Here is a 14,461-nt window from a genome sequence, read left to right on the forward strand (position 1 = left end):
ATATTGGAACTGTGAGCTGGATCGAGTCAACATCTTATTAACGTTTCTTAACTGTCCCGGCGCGAGGATAAACCGCGATGATCGACCTAACACTCTGTTCCTGTGAGAAAAGCCTGCTAGAAATGGTCGAGACTTTTGCCGCAAGAAATAAAGAAAACATGATATATCAAACTTCGCTGATGAGCGCGCTCCTGAGCGGTGTGTATGAAGGCGAAACCACAATGGCCGACCTGCTCAAGCGTGGGGATTTTGGCCTCGGCACCTTTAACGAGCTGGACGGCGAGATGATTGCCTTTAACAGCCAGGTCTACCAACTGCGGTCTGACGGCAGCGCCAGAGCGGCCAGTCCACAGCAGAAAACGCCCTTCGCGGTAATGACCTGGTTTAAACCGCAATACCGGTTACGCATCGACAGCCTGACCAGCCGCCAGGAACTGCACCAGATCATCGACCAAAAAATCCCTTCCGATAACCTGTTCTGCGCCTTACGCATTGACGGACACTTCCGCCACGCGCACACCCGCACCGTACCGCGCCAGACGCCGCCTTACCGTGCAATGACAGACGTCCTGGATGACCAACCGGTGTTCCGCTTTAACAGCCGCGCCGGGGTGCTGGTGGGATTCCGCACGCCGCAGCACATGCAGGGCATTAATGTGGCCGGTTACCACGAACACTTTATTACCGACGACCGCCAGGGCGGCGGGCATCTGCTCGACTACCAGCTGGAGCAGGGCGTGTTGACCTTCGGTGAAATTCACAAACTGATGATCGACCTCCCGGCGGACAGCGCTTTCCTTAATGCCGATCTTCATCCCGATAATCTTGATGCCGCTATCCGTGCGGTAGAAAACTAGCGTTCCGCTGGAGGAAACAAACGATGGACAATAAAAAACCTCTGCGTCAGTGGGCGCACGGTGCCGACATGGTTGTTGCTCAACTTGAAGCTCAGGGCGTGAAGCATGTATTTGGCATTCCCGGGGCGAAAATAGACAAAGTATTTGATTCCCTGAACGACTCGCCAATCGAGCTTATCCCGGTACGCCACGAGGCAAACGCCGCCTTTATGGCTGCGGCGGTGGGGCGCATTACCGGCAAAGCAGGGGTGGCTCTGGTCACTTCCGGGCCGGGGTGCTCAAACCTGATTACCGGCATGGCGACGGCCAATAGCGAGGGCGACCCGGTGGTGGCGCTCGGCGGCGCGGTAAAACGTTCCGATAAAGCCAAACAGGTTCACCAGAGCATGGATACGGTGGCGATGTTCAGCCCGGTGACCAAATATGCTGTTGAAGTTTCCGCCCCGGACGCTATCGCCGAAGTGGTCTCTAATGCCTTCCGCGCCGCCGAACATGGCCGCCCAGGCAGCGCCTTCGTCAGCCTGCCGCAGGATATTAGCGACGGCCCGGCAACCGGCAATATTCTGCCTGCAAGCGGCGCAATTCAGTCAGGTGCCGCGCCGGATGCGGCCATTGAAGAGGTGGCAAAACTGATTGCTGCGGCTAAAAATCCGGTGTTCCTGCTTGGGTTAATGGCGAGCCAGACCGAGAACAGCGCGGCGCTGCGCCATCTGCTGGAGAAAAGCGGCATCCCGGTTACCAGCACCTACCAGGCCGCCGGGGCGGTAAATCAACAGCACTTTTCTCGCTTTGCCGGGCGCATTGGCCTGTTCAATAACCAGGCCGGTGACCGCCTGCTGCAATTGGCTGACCTGGTTGTTTGCATCGGCTACAGCCCGGTTGAATACGAACCGGCGATGTGGAATACCGGCGACGCTACGCTGGTGCATATCGATGTGCTTCCGGCTTATGAGGAACGCAATTATGTGCCGAACGTTGAACTGGTCGGCGATATCGCCGGAACGCTCAGCAAGCTCACCGCGCTGATAGAAAAGCCGCTGATTCTTAGCCCACGCGCTTCTGAAATCCTCATCGACAGGCAGCATCAGCGTGAACTGCTGAACCGCCGGGGCGCGCAGCTTAACCAGTTCGCTCTCCATCCGCTGCGCATCGTTCGTGCCATGCAGGATATCGTGAACGACGACGTAACGCTGACGGTTGATATGGGCAGTTTCCACATCTGGATTGCCCGCTACCTCTATAGCTTCCGCGCACGCCAGCTGATGATTTCTAACGGCCAGCAAACCATGGGCGTGGCTCTGCCGTGGGCGATTGGCGCATGGCTGGTCAATCCCGGGCGCAAAGTGGTTTCCGTTTCCGGTGACGGGGGCTTCCTGCAATCCAGCATGGAGCTGGAAACTGCGGTGCGGCTGGGCGCTAACATCCTGCACATCATCTGGGTCGATAACGCCTACAACATGGTGGCGATTCAGGAGCAGAAAAAATATCAACGCCTGTCCGGCGTGAACTTTGGTCCGGTGGACTTTAAAGCCTATGCCGATGCCTTTGGGGCCAAAGGGTTTGCGGTGGAAAGCGCCGAAGCTCTGGAGCCGACTTTACGCGCCGCAATGGATGTTAACGGTCCCGCGGTGGTCGCCATTCCGGTTGATTACAGCGACAACCATCTGCTGATGGGCCAGCTGCACCTCAGCCAAATTCTCTAAAAAATACAGAAGGATAAAATGATGAAAAAAGTAGCATTAGTGACCGGTGCCGGTCAGGGAATTGGGAAAGCTATCGCACTGCGTCTGGCTAAAGACGGTTTTGCCGTCGCCATTGCTGATTTCAACGCGAAAACCGCAAAAGAAGTGGCTGACGAAATTAACCGCAACGGCGGGCGTGCGCTGGATGTAACCGTCGATGTCTCCAGCCGCGAGCAGGTGTTTGCCGCCGTTGAAGCGGCACGCAAAGGGCTGGGTGGTTTCGATGTGATTGTGAATAACGCCGGGGTTGCGCCTTCTACGCCGATTGAGGAAATCACCCCGGAAATCGTCGATAAAGTTTACAACATCAACGTGAAAGGCGTTATCTGGGGTATTCAGGCGGCGGTCAAAGCGTTTAAAGCCGAAGGCCACGGCGGCAAAATCATCAATGCCTGCTCTCAGGCAGGGCACGTCGGCAACCCGGAACTGGCGGTTTACAGCTCGAGTAAATTTGCGGTGCGTGGCCTGACCCAGACCGCAGCTCGCGACCTGGCTCCGCTTGGCATTACCGTTAACGGCTACTGCCCTGGCATTGTGAAAACGCCAATGTGGGCTGAAATTGACCGTCAGGTTTCTGAAGCCGCCGGTAAACCACTGGGCTACGGCACGGCAGAATTCGCCAAACGCATCACTCTTGGCCGCCTGTCCGAGCCGGAAGACGTGGCTTCCTGCGTCTCTTACCTCGCCAGCGCCGACTCCGATTATATGACCGGCCAGTCGCTGCTTATCGACGGCGGTATGGTCTTTAATTAATAGCCTTTTTAATGTGGAGTACCTTTTGGCCTGGCAATGATACTGCCAGGCCTTTTTTATTTACCGCCGTTTATCTGAAGCTTTTTACCAACCTCTATACTTTGTCATCACCAACGGTAGAAAAATTACAGAAGGGATTGGGTATGTCAAAGTTGTCACCGGCGGGCGGCGGGGAAGCTGCCGTTTCATCGCCGCACAAGCTGATTCTGGCCGGTAGCGCGCTGGGCGTGGTGTTTGGTGATATCGGCACCAGCCCGCTGTATACCCTGAAAACGGTGCTGCTGCTTTCGGGGAATAACCCAACTCCGGCGGTGATCCTCGGGCTGTTGTCGCTGATTATCTGGACCCTGATCCTGATTACTTCGGTGAAGTACGCGATGTTTGCCATGCGCATCGACAACCATGGCGAAGGCGGGATCATGGCGCTGATGTCGCTGCTGGTGGCGAAAGATAAAGGCTCGCGTTGGGTGGTGCTTGCCGCTCTGCTGGGGGCGGCGCTTATTTACGGCGACGGGGCAATTACCCCGGCCATTTCGGTGCTTTCGGCGATTGAAGGCATGAATATTCTCTGGCCCGAAGCCGAAACCTACGTGCTGCCGATTGCCGTTGCTATTCTGGTGGCGCTGTTTGCGGTTCAGCCGTTCGGCACGGCGAAAATCGGCAAGGTATTTGGCCCGATTATGGCGCTGTGGTTTATTTCGATTGCCGGGCTGGGGATCTGGGGCATTGCCCAGCATCCGGCGGTGTTGATGGCGCTCAATCCGTGGTATGGATTGAAGTTTCTGGTTTCTAACGGCTTTGTGAGCTTTATGGTGCTGGGCGGAGTCTTCCTGTGCGTCACCGGAGCCGAAGCGCTGTATGCCGATATGGGGCACTTCGGTAAAAAACCGGTCTGGCTGGCCTGGTTTGGCGTGGTGTTCCCGAGCTTACTGCTGAATTACGCCGGGCAGTCGGCGCTTATCCTTTCCGGGGCGGATATCAGCCAAAACATCTTTTTCAGGCTGTGCCCTCCGGCACTGCTGATGCCTTTGGTTATCCTCGCCACGCTTGCCACCATTATTGCCAGCCAGGCGATAATCACCGGCGCATTCTCCATGACCCGGCAGGCCATTCAGCTCGGCTGGCTGCCGCGTTTACGCATCAGGCAAACCGCCGCTGAAAGCTACGGGCAGATTTATATCGGCACAATAAACTGGCTGTTGATGGCCGTCACCTTGTTCCTGACGGTGTTCTTTAAATCCTCTGAAAACCTCGCCGCGGCATACGGCATTGCGGTCTCGCTCACCATGCTGATGACCTCCGGGCTGCTATATGTGGCGATGCGCCACATCTGGCAGTGGCGGCGGCTGACCAGCGCGCTGGTGGCGGGGGGCTTTTTGATCATCGATACCTGCTTCTTAATTGCCAACCTGATTAAAGTGCTGGAGGGCGGCTATATTCCGCTGCTGCTGGCGGCGGTAGTTTGCACCACCATGCTGGTCTGGCATCGAGGTGCTGGCGAGGCGGCTAATGCGGTGAATGAGAAGGTCATCGACGTCAACACGTTCTTCGCCGCGCTGAAAGAGCGGGGCGTGCCTCGCGTACAGGGTTCGGCGGTGTTTCTGACTAAAAATCGCAACGGTATTCCGCCCGTGATGCGCTGGCATGTTGCGCGTAACCATGCGCTACAGCAGCAGGTGCTGTCGCTGACGATTTCGATTATGAACGTGCCGCGCGTTCCCGCCGGAGAGCGACTGGTGATTATCGAGCAGGCACCGGATTACTGGCGCGGTATCGCCCAGTACGGCTTTATGGAAAGGCCGCATATTCCCGAGCTAATGGCGAGGCTGGGTGAAATGGCGTGTGCTTTTTCGGTGGAGGATGTGACTTACTATCTCGGCCACGAAACTATTGTCCCGCGTGAGGATGGGAAAGGGATTCCGGGCTGGCAGCGCAAAGGCTTTGCTTTTATGCTCAGGAACGCCACCCATGTGACCCATTATTATCGGCTGCCGAGCGACCGGGTGGTTGAAATTAGCCGCCGCATAGCGATTTAAGCGGAGCGCAGAACCAGGCGGATAAAACTGTCGATATCGCCCAGCGCCAGCTCTCTGTCGGCAGGCGCTGAGGCAACCAGCAGCTTGTCGGCATAGCCATTCAGCAGGGCGCTAAGCTGGCGCGTAACGCGGCCGGCATCAACCGTTTTGAAAATACCTTCGGCGATACCGGCGGCAATAATATCCGCCAGCACCTTTTCCCATTTTTGCGTCATATACAGCGCCAGCTCCGCCCACAGTGGGCTGTGAGCCGCCTGGTGCCACAGCGCGCCGTAGAGCTGCCAGACCGCATCCGGCGCATGGGGGAGGTAAGTGTGGGTCAGTCGGCGCAGTTTTTCTTCCGGGGAAAAAGCGTTGGTTTCTTCGATAAATCTGTGCAGATCGGCCATTAAAAAGTCGGTCATTGCTTCGATGCACAGCGTTTGCCAGTCGCGGAAATAGTGATAAATGTGGCTGCGTGAGATGCCCACCCGCTCGGTCAGTTCGCGGGTGGTCACTTTCTCAATACCTTTCTCAATGAACAGCTCGATGGCCCCGCTCAGGATTTTGCTTCTCAGCGTGTCAGCTGCTTGTTTCATGATTATTCCACAATTATCTATAGCGTCAGGGAAGCTATCTTAGCAGTTTTTAACGCTATTTTCCGTCTGACGCAGGGCGTATTTCAGCGCCAGGGTGCTGGCGGCAACCAGCGCTGCGGCAGAGATTACGACCGTCAGATAGGCTTGCCCAAACGCAGCGCGCGCAAGGCTGGTCAACTGCTCTGCGCCTTGCTCGCTCATATTTCGGGCAAGATGCAGCGCCTCGTCCAGGCTGTCATAGGCCGCCTTGCCGCTGACCAGCCCGTCCGGCAGCACCAGGCTTGAGCTGTATACCGCCGTCATCAGGCCGCCGAGCAGCGTTACGCCTAGCACGCCGCCCATTTCCCACGACACGTCTTCAATCGCCGCCACCATTCCGGCTTTTTCTTCCGGAGCGTTAAGCATGATTGAGGTTGAAGCCGCGGTAAAAGCGACGCCAAGCCCGAGGCCGATAACAAACAGGGCGGCAAGCTGCGGAGCGAGACTATAGTCGGCAAGCAGCGCCACGCCAGCCATACCGAGAGCGGTAACCAGCAGCCCGAAAACCATCATCCTGGAACCGCCCCAGCGCGGCAGCATGATGCCAGCAAGCGGGGAGGCAAGGGCGGAGCCAATCGGGATCGGCAGAATCGACAGTCCCGCCAGCAGCGGCGTAAGACCGAGCACCAGCTGGAGTCGCTGGGTCAGCACCAGTTCGATGCCGGTAAGCGCGATCATCGTAATAATCGCCACGCAAATACCGCTGGCAAACATGCGGTTACGGAACAGCGAGAAGTCGATCATCGGCTGTGCCGCGTTTTTCTGGCGGCGCACAAATAGCGCCAAAAACAGCACGCCAACCAGCAGAGAGCCGACAATCGTCAGCATTGAGGCGTCCATTTTGCTGAGCTCTTTGAGGGCGTAAATCACCCCAACCAGCCCGAACATAATCAGCAGCGATGCGATAAAGTCGCACGGGCGCTGCGGGTTTCCCGCATCACGCGGGATCAGGAACCAGGCAAAGACGATAACCAGCAGCACGACCGGCACGTTTATCAGGAACACGGAGCCCCACCAGAAGTATTCCAGCAGTACGCCGCCCACAACCGGGCCGAGCGCGGCGGCGGCGGATGCCACAGCCGACCAGATTCCGATGGCGAGCGCGCGCTCGCGTTCGTTGATAAACACCTGACGGACGATGGCAAGCGTTGCCGGCATCATCATCGTTGCGCCAATGGCGAGGAACACACGGGATGCAATCAGCAGTTCCGCCGTAGGAGAGTAAGCGGCGCATAGAGAAGCTATGCCGAATACCGGCAGCCCCGACATAAACATCAATTTATGGCCGAGCCTGTCGCTTAGCATGCCCGCGCCGGGCAGCAGGCCAGCCGCAACCAGCGGGTAGGCGTTGATTATCCACAGCTTTTCTGACGCGGTTGCGTTCAGCGCCTGGGTAAGCCGCGGCAATGCGGTGTAGAGCACCGTCATATCAATAATGATTAAAAACAGGGTGCTGGTGAGGATCGCCAGAATCAGCCAGCGATTAGTGAACTGCATGGTTAATGCCTCTAAAAAACGGAAATTGAGCGGTTGCTCAAGCGTGAAATATACTTGAGCAACCGCTCAAAGACAACCCGGGATCTGTTGTTGGAATGGCGAATACGATAGGGTAAACCCATATCAGCAATCCGATATGGGTTTCAGGAGAAGGCAGGGAAATGAAAAAACTGATCGTTATGTTGCACGGCGTGGGAAGTTCCGGGGCGGATTTAGAAGGGCTGGGGCTATTTTTCCAGCAGGTCATGCCGGAAGTCCTGTTTGCTTCTCCGAACGGCAGCGAGCCTTTTGACGGCGGCGGCGAGGCGTACCAGTGGTTTAGCCTGGCGGGCGTGACGGAGCAAAATCGTGCACAGCGCATCGTTGAGGCGAGGGCGGCATTCGACGCTCAACTTCGGGCTATTTTTGAGCAGCACGATGTGGTTCCGGGCAAAGACCAGGTGATTTTGCTGGGCTTTTCTCAGGGATCGATTATGGCGCTGGACGCGCTGGTGACCGCTCGCTTCCCGCTGGCAGGCGTGGTGGCATTCTCCGGGCGACTTGCTTCCCCAAAACCTTACCAGCTCGCGGCAGATGCTTCAGCGTTGCTTATCCATGGAATGGCGGATCAGGTGATCCCTTGGGCGGAAAGCGAAGCCGCAGCGGCGGCGCTCACGGAAGCCGGAGCCGAGGTTGAAACGCTGTTCGAACCTGGCGTAGTACACACCATAAGCGCCGACGGTGTTTCTCAGGCGATGGGCTACATCGCCGAGCGTTTTGAACTGGACCCTGAGTAAAATATTCTTCTCACCGTGGCCTCCTCCCTGAAGGGGGCCACGGAAGCAATCACTTGCTCATATCGCTAAGCAGCACGGCAATACTCTTGCCGCCCTCGGTCTGCTCCAGCGCAATTTTCACCGCAATTGTCAGCGGTACTGAAAGCAGCATGCCCACCGGGCCGAGCAGCCAGCCCCAGAAGATTAACGATAAAAACACCACCAGCGTTGAAAGGCCCAGCCCGCGCCCCATCATGCGTGGCTCGAGAATATTGCCGAACACCAGGTTAATCACCAGGTAGCCCGCCACCACAATCAGCGCTTCATACAGGCCATTAAACACCAGCACCTGCACCACGGGCGGAATAGCCGCTATAACCGAGCCGATATTCGGAATGTAGTTGAGGGCAAAGGCCAGCAGGCCCCAGATAAAAGCAAAGCGTACCTCAAGCGCCGCCAGCATTCCCCACACCACAATCCCGGTCACGATGCTGATGGCCGTTTTCAGCACCAGATAATGACTGACGCTGTCCAAAGCACGCTGGATAGCGCCCATGCCTTCTTCCGGGCGGGACATCAATTGCTGGAGCTTGCGCGGCAGCTGCGGGACTTCAATCAGCATAAACACCACGGTGAGCAGCAGCAGGAAGATGGAGGTCATGGCGTTGGAGAGCTGGGTCAGCAGACCGGTAACCAGGGTCATCAGCGCGTTGGGGTCAACATATTTCATGAGCTGATCGACGGAAACCGAGATCCCCGCCCGCTGTAGCCACGGCTCCAGCGTTTGCAGCGGTACGGCAAGCGAAGAACGGTATTGGGGCAGGGTACGAGCCAGCTCGTTCAGCGACGTGCCGAGATAGGCGAGCAGCAGCACCATACTCAAAATAATAATCACGATAACCAGGCTGATGGCGAGCACGCGCGGAACGCGCAGGCGCTCAAGACGGCGAATCAGCGGGTTGAGAATAACCGCGATAAACAGCGCCAGAATAAACGGCACGATGATATCCGCCGCGGCTTTTATTCCCACAAGAATAATTACCAACATTCCCAGCATAATCACGGCTTTCAGAGCGCGCAGAGTTATTATTGGTTTCGCCATTGTTGCAGGTTCTCCACGGTTACAGGCAGAAAATAATACACCGCCGGTAAAAAATTCATCGATTAATTACGCTATTTTAAACGTTGCCAACAGTTTAATACATTGTGAAGCCAGGGGGGGGCAGCGTAAAGAATTGCAAAGGTCGCGGGCTAAGATACCGAATTATGGTACAAATTTGGCGTGTTTAACTACTGAGGACAATTTTCTATCCGCAACTGACGAGAAGCAACACCGCGGATAAGTTGGAAAAATTATGGACAATATGTTCAATACCCCTTTAAGCAACTCTTTTATTTTTACTACTTCTGCCTCTTCCCTTTCTGGTGAACAACACTGGCGCAACGCGCTTTAGTCCCTTTCTTCTGACAAATTTTTTGCACCTTTAATTTGGCTTGCTCGTCGGTTTGACGTGTCTTGCAGGCTTCTTGCAGCTTTATTTTCTCTGTCAGGAGAGAAATCATGATTTACTGGATTTTACTGGGACTGGCTATCGTTGCCGAAATTACCGGCACTTTGTCAATGAAATGGTCAAGCGTCAGCGAAAATAACGCAGGTTATATTTTCATGCTGGTCATGATCGCCCTCTCTTATATTTTACTGTCGTTCTCGGTGAAAAAAATTGCCCTCGGCGTGGCCTATGCCATGTGGGAAGGCATCGGTATTTTGTTTATTACCGTATTCAGCGTGCTGCTGTTTGATGAGTCCATTTCACCGCTGAAAATACTCGGCCTGAGCACGCTGGTTGTCGGCATCGCGCTGATTAAATCCGGCACGCTAACCAAAAAACCGCGTAAACAGAAAGCGGAAAAGGGAGGCGATCATGCCGTCGTTTGAGTGGGTTCATGCTCTGTGGCTGCTGCTTGCTATCGTGCTGGAAATCGCCGCGAATATATTATTAAAACATTCGGATGGCTTCCGTCGCCCGCTCTACGGCGTGCTCTCTTTACTGGCCGTACTGGCGGCATTTAGCGCCCTGGCCCAGGCGGTAAAAGGGATCGAGCTGTCAGTGGCCTATGCGCTGTGGGGCGGTTTTGGGATTATTGCTACCGCCGCCGCAGGCTGGATCTTGTTCGGCCAGAAGCTGAACCGTAAGGGCTGGATTGGCCTTGCCTTGCTGCTCGCAGGGATGGTTATTATCAAATTTGCCTGATCTATCACGCTGCCCGTTAATTATCGGGCAGCGCTTTGCCGTAAGTGTATTACGCTTATTTTACGGTAAAAGAGACTCCTCTTAATTAATCACCGGTTAGCTCAACGTTATTTCACTTAAAAGAGAGATGAAATTGCGTAATCCCCTTAGCTGGAAAAGCACGCCCGTCGCCGGAACCCTGTTTGCCATGATTTTTATGGCTGGCATCGGGTTAGTGATTTCTATTATCGCGCTGCTATACCTTTCGCTGCACCTTATCAGTAGTAAAACCAATGAGATAGATGAGCACCGCAGCGCGCTGTCGGTGCAGGGTGCTATCCAGACTTCGGTTAACCGCGTTTGGGCGCTGGTGATTGATAACGCGGTCTGGGACGACGCGGTAAACCAGGTGTATCGCCAGGAGCTGGACGTTAACTGGCTGTATAACACCTGGGGCGCGGGCTACAAAATCAACAATCTCTACGACGGCGTATACGTCCTGGATGAAAGTTTCAATATCCTTTGGGGCTCGTTTCGCGGCCAGCGCGTTGCCGGGAGCAGCATCAGCCCGCTCGGCAAAGGATTTGAGGCGATGGTTCGCCAGCATGCTCAGGCGCTGAAAGATGATAAAAAGATCTTTGCCGGAATAACCAATACCTCGTCGGGCGTTTCCTTTATCGGCATCGGCCTGATACGCCCGATGCTGGGGCGGCTTCAGGTTCGGGATGCCACTCGCCGCTATCTGGTGATCGGCCGCCAGGTTAACAGCAGTATGCTCAAAGAGCTGGGCAACACTTTCCAGATTGAGAATCTACGTTTTGCATCACGGGCGCTGGATTTATCCAGCGTGCCGCTAAAGAGCAGTTCCGGCGAGACGCTGGGCTACCTTAACTGGAAGCCGAGAATGCCCGGGGCAGAGGCGGCACACGCGGCTTCCGCCGATATTACGCGCATCGCTATTCTGGCCGCGCTGCTAATCCTGATTTTTATCGCCATCAGCAGTCTTGGGCTTTACAAGCTGGCGCGCGGTGAAAAGCAGGCGAGAAACATTGCCCTGACCGACTGGCTGAGCCACCTGCCAAATCGCCGGGCACTGATCGAACGGCTGGAAAGCATCAGCAAGCGCGGGGATAAGGACGAAAAAAGCGTGGTGTTTATCGATCTCGACGGTTTTAAAGACGTGAATGATATTTACGGGCACGACATCGGCGACCAGTTGATTATCACCATTGCCAACTCGCTGCGCGACCGGGTGCCGGTTAACGGCATGCTGGTCAGAATGGGCGGTGACGAGTTCGCGATGATGATCGGCGGTGAACACGCCGGGGAGCTCTCATCGGCATTTGCCGGTTCGGTGCTGGATTACCTCAGCCAGCCTGTTCCGGTAGGGGAAAGCACCATCCACATCAGCGCCAGCATCGGTATCGCCTGCGGCTCGCTGGTGGACTGCGGCAGCTCCGAATTGTTCCGCCGCGCCGATATCGCCATGTATCACTCCAAAATGACCGGCAAAGGCCGCATTACTTACTATGATGCGGCGCTGAATAGCGTACGCGAGCGCCGCCTGGTGATTGAAAACGATATTCGTAATGGCCTGGCGCGTGAAGAGTTTGAGGTCTGGTATCAGCCCATTATTGATGCCCGGAGTCTGGCCATTACCGGCGTTGAGGCGCTGGTGCGCTGGCCGCGTCGTCCCGGAGGGGAGCTACAGCCGGACGATTTTGTTGGCGTGGCTGAAACCAGCGGCCTGATTTATGCGCTCGGGCAGTTTGTACTGCGCCGGGCGTGCAGCGATTTACAGGCTTTTGAGGATTTACGACTGTCGGTCAACATTTCTCCGGCGCAGTTCCGCGACCCGGAGTTTGAAGACAAAGTTGCGCGAGTGCTGCAAGAAACCCAATTTCCCGCCCGGCGCCTCGAGCTGGAGGTTACCGAAAGCTACGTGCTGGAAAACCCGGAGCGGGCGCTGGCGGCCATTCGCAATCTTAAAACACAGGGTATGGCGATGGCGCTGGACGATTTCGGCAACGGCTATTCCAGTATTGGCTACCTGCGTAGGTTCAACTTCGACACTATCAAGATAGATAAATCCCTGGCGGGCCTGGTGGACAACGACGAGCAGGCGCTGGCTCTGGTGAGCGGCACCGTGCGAATTGCCAGCGCGCTGGGCATGGCTGTCACGGCTGAGGGAGTAGAGAACGACGGGCAGCTACGTTTGCTGTGCCAGGCCGGATGCGACCGCCTGCAGGGATATTATTTCAGCAAACCGATGCCGCTGAGCGCGCTGTCATCATGGCGTCAGCAGCATCCGGCATGAGATTTACTGCGCCAGCGCTTCGAGCTTATCGCGGAAGCCGGTCACCGAGATGGCGCGATTGTCCGCCCGGTAGCGATCTTTGGCCGCAGGCGCGGAGCTTTGGACCGCAATTAGCTGCCAGCCGTCGTCGGTTTTCAGCAGCAGCGGAGAGCCGCTATCGCCGGGCAGGGTGTCGCACTGGTGCGACAGCACGGACGCCTGCGCCCAGCCGGTGACTAAGCAATTATTATGGGTATACAAATCGTCAAGATGATCCAGCGGATAACCGGACTGGGTCACTTTGCGATCCTGCGCCTTTAACGCTGCGGTCAGGGCGTCTTTGTCACCGGTAAACAGCGGCACCGGCGTAATGCCGGACGGCGGGTTGCGGATGATAATCAGGCCAAAATCGTAAGGCGCGGCGCTGGAAGGCACCAGCCATCCGTCACCGTCGGGCTTAAGGCGGCGGCCCAGGGATTTATCTACCCGGCCTTCGATGTCATGAATTTCATAGCGCCATTGCCCTTTATGGGAAATAAAACGCAGGGCGATAGCTTTGTCGGCCTTACCGCGCGGCGGCTCAAGCAGGCAGTGCCCGGCGGTGAGCGCCAGATGAGGTGAAATTAGCGTGGCGGTACACAGATTGCCGCTGGCGGTTTCCAGCTGGCCGATGGCATCCCACGGCGCATCTTCCTGGTTGGTCACGCGAATACGGTCATCTTTGCCGAAGAACAGCGTTTTAACGTTAGCGGGGCTATCGTCTTCGTCCGCATGGCTCAGTTGAGGTAAAAGGAGTAACGCTCCTAAAAACAACACAACACTTTTGCGCATAGCTCTCTCTGAAGGGGCTAATAATTATGGTTTTTATAGATGCAGTAACTATAGACGGAACGGGCCGAAAGTGGGAGTAGAAACAGCGGGCTACACTAACCCAGCCAGAAGCTCAGGGTGATAATTCCGCAGATTACCAGCAGGGCGAGGATTAACTCGAAACTATAGCGTCGCAACATTATCCGCACTCCAGAAATAAACACCCGGCAAGCCGGGTGTCTGCCTCGGTGTCAAACAGGTAAAAAACGGTACCTGTTTGGGGTAAACCAGAAGACACCCTTCTTTGCGTTTTTTTCTCAGGCGATAAGTACGTTTAAAGCGTCGTACTTTATCTCTAATGAAACACCCGGCAAGCCGGGTGTTTTATGTTAACGCTTTAAGCCACCGGGTTTGCCCCGTTGAACTTATGCAGCTGGCTGTACAGCTGGTTTTGCAGCAGCTTTGTGGTGTTTCTTAACGTGTTTTTTAGCAGCCTGTGCTTTCTGAGCAGCTGGTTTTACTGCTTTTTTGTGGTGTTTTTTAGCAGCCTGAGCTTTCTGTGCAGCAGGTTTTACTGCTTTTTTGTGGTGCTTTTTAGCGGCCTGAGCTTTCTGCTCGGTAGCTGGCTTAGCGGCTTTTTTGTGGTGCTTTTTGGCAGCCTGAGCTTTCTGAGCGGCAGCTTTTTTGTGTTTTTTATGATGAGTTGCTTTTGCAGCAGGTGCTTTAGCAGCAGGAGCAGCAGCGGTGGTTGCTGGAGCAGCAGCCGGAGCGGTAGCAGTAGTGTCAGCAGCGAAAGCAACAGAAGACAGACCCATAGCAGCGGCAACAACCAGAGCTAATACTTTTTTCATTTCGACATCCTCGAAT

Annotated in this window: 15 protein-coding genes; 9 read left to right on the forward strand and 6 right to left on the reverse strand. The window is 55.6% G+C overall.

Annotation, left to right across the window (positions count from 1 at the left end):
• Nucleotides 1-77: 77 nt before the first annotated feature.
• The 4 genes from budA (at nucleotide 78) to HMPREF0201_RS09005 (ending at nucleotide 5,388) form a co-directional block, all read left to right on the forward strand.
• On the forward strand, nucleotides 78-857 hold the full coding sequence (budA, locus tag HMPREF0201_RS08990) for an acetolactate decarboxylase (protein WP_016536270.1): 780 nt from the start codon (nucleotides 78-80) through the stop codon (nucleotides 855-857).
• A 23-nt stretch (nucleotides 858-880) separates the two neighbouring features.
• Nucleotides 881-2,560 (forward strand): acetolactate synthase AlsS, encoded by a 1,680-nt coding sequence (gene alsS, locus HMPREF0201_RS08995; protein WP_016536271.1) that lies wholly within the window; start codon nucleotides 881-883, stop codon nucleotides 2,558-2,560.
• A gap of 21 nt (nucleotides 2,561-2,581) precedes the next feature.
• Nucleotides 2,582-3,352 carry a (S)-acetoin forming diacetyl reductase gene (locus HMPREF0201_RS09000; RefSeq protein ID WP_039898192.1) on the forward strand — a complete coding sequence of 257 codons (771 nt, stop codon included), beginning with the start codon at nucleotides 2,582-2,584 and terminating at the stop codon, nucleotides 3,350-3,352.
• A 143-nt stretch (nucleotides 3,353-3,495) separates the two neighbouring features.
• A complete protein-coding gene (locus HMPREF0201_RS09005) occupies nucleotides 3,496-5,388 on the forward strand; it encodes a potassium transporter Kup (protein WP_039898194.1) in 1,893 nt (630 codons plus the stop codon).
• Here HMPREF0201_RS09005 and HMPREF0201_RS09010 read toward each other — a convergent pair.
• Both HMPREF0201_RS09010 and HMPREF0201_RS09015 read right to left on the reverse strand, forming a co-directional pair.
• Nucleotides 5,385-5,966, reverse strand: coding sequence for a TetR/AcrR family transcriptional regulator (locus HMPREF0201_RS09010; protein WP_016536274.1), 582 nt, complete (start codon nucleotides 5,964-5,966; stop codon nucleotides 5,385-5,387). The two genes, HMPREF0201_RS09005 and HMPREF0201_RS09010, sit on opposite strands and share 4 nt — an antisense overlap.
• A 39-nt stretch (nucleotides 5,967-6,005) precedes the next feature.
• On the reverse strand, nucleotides 6,006-7,502 hold the full coding sequence (locus HMPREF0201_RS09015) for an MFS transporter (RefSeq protein ID WP_016536275.1): 1,497 nt from the start codon (nucleotides 7,500-7,502) through the stop codon (nucleotides 6,006-6,008).
• A gap of 161 nt (nucleotides 7,503-7,663) precedes the next feature.
• Between HMPREF0201_RS09015 and HMPREF0201_RS09020 the strand changes: the two genes are divergently transcribed.
• Nucleotides 7,664-8,278 carry an alpha/beta hydrolase gene (locus HMPREF0201_RS09020; RefSeq protein WP_016536276.1) on the forward strand — a complete coding sequence of 205 codons (615 nt, stop codon included), beginning with the start codon at nucleotides 7,664-7,666 and terminating at the stop codon, nucleotides 8,276-8,278.
• Between the two features lie 49 nt (nucleotides 8,279-8,327).
• On the opposite strand, the gene HMPREF0201_RS09025 is transcribed toward HMPREF0201_RS09020, so the two are convergent.
• Nucleotides 8,328-9,359, reverse strand: coding sequence for an AI-2E family transporter (locus HMPREF0201_RS09025; protein WP_016536277.1), 1,032 nt, complete (start codon nucleotides 9,357-9,359; stop codon nucleotides 8,328-8,330).
• 262 nt (nucleotides 9,360-9,621) lie between these two features.
• Between HMPREF0201_RS09025 and HMPREF0201_RS23515 the strand changes: the two genes are divergently transcribed.
• The 4 genes from HMPREF0201_RS23515 (at nucleotide 9,622) to HMPREF0201_RS09040 (ending at nucleotide 12,805) form a co-directional block, all read left to right on the forward strand.
• The gene (locus HMPREF0201_RS23515) at nucleotides 9,622-9,711 is read left to right on the forward strand and encodes a protein YdgV (RefSeq protein WP_425304640.1); all 90 of its coding nucleotides are present in this window, start codon (nucleotides 9,622-9,624) and stop codon (nucleotides 9,709-9,711) included.
• A gap of 104 nt (nucleotides 9,712-9,815) precedes the next feature.
• The gene (gene mdtJ, locus HMPREF0201_RS09030) at nucleotides 9,816-10,193 is read left to right on the forward strand and encodes a multidrug/spermidine efflux SMR transporter subunit MdtJ (protein WP_115586284.1); all 378 of its coding nucleotides are present in this window, start codon (nucleotides 9,816-9,818) and stop codon (nucleotides 10,191-10,193) included.
• A complete protein-coding gene (mdtI, locus tag HMPREF0201_RS09035) occupies nucleotides 10,180-10,509 on the forward strand; it encodes a multidrug/spermidine efflux SMR transporter subunit MdtI (protein WP_016536280.1) in 330 nt (109 codons plus the stop codon). The genes mdtJ and mdtI overlap by 14 nt, the downstream gene beginning before the upstream one ends.
• A 127-nt stretch (nucleotides 10,510-10,636) precedes the next feature.
• Nucleotides 10,637-12,805: a bifunctional diguanylate cyclase/phosphodiesterase gene (locus tag HMPREF0201_RS09040; protein ID WP_016536281.1), complete on the forward strand. Its 2,169-nt coding sequence runs from the start codon at nucleotides 10,637-10,639 to the stop codon at nucleotides 12,803-12,805.
• 3 nt (nucleotides 12,806-12,808) lie between these two features.
• Here HMPREF0201_RS09040 and HMPREF0201_RS09045 read toward each other — a convergent pair whose 3' ends face one another.
• From HMPREF0201_RS09045 to asr, 3 genes are all read right to left on the reverse strand, one after another.
• Entirely contained in the window at nucleotides 12,809-13,615 is an 807-nt protein-coding gene (locus HMPREF0201_RS09045) for a trypsin-like serine peptidase (protein WP_016536282.1), read from the reverse strand.
• A 95-nt stretch (nucleotides 13,616-13,710) separates the two neighbouring features.
• A complete protein-coding gene (gene ydgU, locus HMPREF0201_RS23570; RefSeq protein WP_455423510.1) occupies nucleotides 13,711-13,794 on the reverse strand; it encodes a small membrane protein YdgU in 84 nt (27 codons plus the stop codon).
• A gap of 225 nt (nucleotides 13,795-14,019) precedes the next feature.
• The gene (asr, locus tag HMPREF0201_RS22480) at nucleotides 14,020-14,445 is read right to left on the reverse strand and encodes an acid resistance repetitive basic protein Asr (protein WP_016536283.1); all 426 of its coding nucleotides are present in this window, start codon (nucleotides 14,443-14,445) and stop codon (nucleotides 14,020-14,022) included.
• Nucleotides 14,446-14,461 lie beyond the last annotated feature (16 nt).

Source organism: Cedecea davisae DSM 4568, assembly GCF_000412335.2.
Taxonomy (GTDB): Bacteria; Pseudomonadota; Gammaproteobacteria; order Enterobacterales; family Enterobacteriaceae; genus Cedecea; species Cedecea davisae.

Excerpts from the sequence above, each read along its gene's own strand:
- HMPREF0201_RS09040 (WP_016536281.1), top strand. The coding sequence starts at position 10,637 with ATGAAATTGCGTAATCCCCTTAGCTGGAAAAGCACGCCCGTCGCCGGA.
- HMPREF0201_RS09045 (WP_016536282.1), bottom strand. The coding sequence starts at position 13,615 with ATGCGCAAAAGTGTTGTGTTGTTTTTAGGAGCGTTACTCCTTTTACCT.
- HMPREF0201_RS23515 (WP_425304640.1), top strand. The coding sequence starts at position 9,622 with ATGTTCAATACCCCTTTAAGCAACTCTTTTATTTTTACTACTTCTGCC.
- ydgU (WP_455423510.1), bottom strand. The coding sequence starts at position 13,794 with ATGTTGCGACGCTATAGTTTCGAGTTAATCCTCGCCCTGCTGGTAATC.
- HMPREF0201_RS09020 (WP_016536276.1), top strand. The coding sequence starts at position 7,664 with ATGAAAAAACTGATCGTTATGTTGCACGGCGTGGGAAGTTCCGGGGCG.
- HMPREF0201_RS09025 (WP_016536277.1), bottom strand. The coding sequence starts at position 9,359 with ATGGCGAAACCAATAATAACTCTGCGCGCTCTGAAAGCCGTGATTATG.
- HMPREF0201_RS09015 (WP_016536275.1), bottom strand. The coding sequence starts at position 7,502 with ATGCAGTTCACTAATCGCTGGCTGATTCTGGCGATCCTCACCAGCACC.
- asr (WP_016536283.1), bottom strand. The coding sequence starts at position 14,445 with ATGAAAAAAGTATTAGCTCTGGTTGTTGCCGCTGCTATGGGTCTGTCT.
- HMPREF0201_RS09005 (WP_039898194.1), top strand. The coding sequence starts at position 3,496 with ATGTCAAAGTTGTCACCGGCGGGCGGCGGGGAAGCTGCCGTTTCATCG.
- HMPREF0201_RS09010 (WP_016536274.1), bottom strand. The coding sequence starts at position 5,966 with ATGAAACAAGCAGCTGACACGCTGAGAAGCAAAATCCTGAGCGGGGCC.
- budA (WP_016536270.1), top strand. The coding sequence starts at position 78 with ATGATCGACCTAACACTCTGTTCCTGTGAGAAAAGCCTGCTAGAAATG.
- mdtI (WP_016536280.1), top strand. The coding sequence starts at position 10,180 with ATGCCGTCGTTTGAGTGGGTTCATGCTCTGTGGCTGCTGCTTGCTATC.
- alsS (WP_016536271.1), top strand. The coding sequence starts at position 881 with ATGGACAATAAAAAACCTCTGCGTCAGTGGGCGCACGGTGCCGACATG.
- HMPREF0201_RS09000 (WP_039898192.1), top strand. The coding sequence starts at position 2,582 with ATGAAAAAAGTAGCATTAGTGACCGGTGCCGGTCAGGGAATTGGGAAA.